The sequence below is a fragment of the Lachnotalea glycerini genome (assembly GCF_003201285.1).
GTDB classification, from domain to species: domain Bacteria; phylum Bacillota; class Clostridia; order Lachnospirales; family Lachnospiraceae; genus Lachnotalea; species Lachnotalea glycerini.
Genome location: NZ_QICS01000043.1, coordinates 1 through 1,567 on the forward strand (window position 1 = coordinate 1; position 1,567 = coordinate 1,567).

Below are 1,567 nucleotides of genomic sequence, written 5' to 3' on the forward strand. Positions count from 1 at the left end.
ATAATTCGCTCGGCTTCACCAAACGCAGTTACAAACAACCCTCCTGCATACGCATAACTGTCAGTTTTCGTGGTTACTTCTCCATAACGGTTTTCCAGACTTTGCGTAACCGGATCCACATATACCTCACTCTCTACCTGAACTTCTCCCGGAAAATGTAGGTAATCTGAGATTCCTGCCGTTGTTTTGACTGTTTTTGTGGGTTCACTTTTGATGTGAATCTCTCCCGGCATTGATACAATATCCCCGATTCCCGCTGTTGCTTTCATCGTGTTTGGTGACAAATCACTTCTGCTAGATGAATTTGATCCTCTTCTGCTTTTTTATATTAATATTCTTTTGCAATTTTATTAACATCTGAATTTTGCGTAGTTTCTAATTTGTTATTTAGTATTAATTCCTCTCTTTCAAAACTTTGAACTCCGTAATGTAATAGACCAACTATGAACTTCCCTAGCTGGTCTTGGTAAGAGTCTTTTATTTGAACTTATATACTCCCTAAGGATTCTTCTAAACTTATAGTTCAATCTTTTCTTATAATATAGCATACATTAAATAGTATTTTTTCATTTTGTAACATTGAAAAAAATTCTTCAATATTAATAACTCCACATATTATTTCATAATCTCCACCTTGATATCTTGTATGAAACATAATAGTTTTTATTGGTGAACTTTCAACTAAAAATCTGATTATTTCAACAAACTCACTCATTACATTTTGTTTTATTAAAAGTGGAGTTAAATTTTCTATTATTTCTGTATTATCAATCCAATATGGCAATGATAATTCATCTTCATTCCTATCAAAAATTGAATCACATATTGGAAATGAACTAAAATAATCTTCTTCCATTTCTTGAACCAATGTATATAATATGCCTGGCGTTTGCGAAAAATAAGGCCATATTTCAAAATACCTTTTCATTTCTTCAGAATTATCCTTTTCATTCTGAAGAATAATTGATGATTTTTTTGTATATTTAACTGCTTCTTTTTGGTTTACTACGATTACGTTAATTTCATATGACATTGTTTTTTCCTCCTAGTCCTATTAATGTAAGAATTGTTTAATGTTCAAATCGGTAATAAATGATTTTCCTTTAAATTGTGTTGAAACAATTTGTATCTGTCCATCCGAAGATAAGTATATATCTGGATTTTTTCCCATTTTTTGCAATTGCTTTTTATAAGCAGAGTCTTTACTACTTAAATCATCTAGAATATCTTTCTTAACTTCTCTATGAAATTGATTTTTTTTCAGATTATACTCTTTTTCAATTTCGCTAGAAGATTTCTTTTTAAAAGTCTTAGAGCCTCCCTTACTCACATCGGTATTCTCCGCCGCCTCTTGTGCTTTCTTAATATCTCCGGCTAAGTTATCCGTAGCCGTCATACTGATTGATATACCATATGCCATTTCTGCTATTCCGGTTATCAAAACATCTGTGCTGATTGCAATAGTCGGTATTCCTGCCGCTGCTCCCGCACCGCTCATTGATATGACCGCTCCAAAGATATCTCCAATACCACCTGCCACTGTTTCTGCCGTTCCTGCCACCGTCAA

Annotated in this window: 3 protein-coding genes; all 3 read right to left on the reverse strand. The window is 33.1% G+C overall.

Translation table 11 applies throughout. The annotated features are described in order from the left end of the window. Positions 1–284: hypothetical protein (locus C8E03_RS21700; RefSeq protein ID WP_146212355.1), on the reverse strand; the 284-nt coding region annotated here is incomplete at its 3' end. A 239-nt stretch (positions 285–523) separates the two neighbouring features. After that, a complete protein-coding gene (locus tag C8E03_RS21705; RefSeq protein ID WP_110292106.1) occupies positions 524–1,033 on the reverse strand; it encodes a hypothetical protein in 510 nt (169 codons plus the stop codon). Positions 1,034–1,054: 21 nt separating this feature from the next. Continuing rightward, on the reverse strand, positions 1,055–1,567 hold a 513-nt coding region (locus C8E03_RS22205), incomplete at its 5' end, for a hypothetical protein (RefSeq protein ID WP_170123097.1).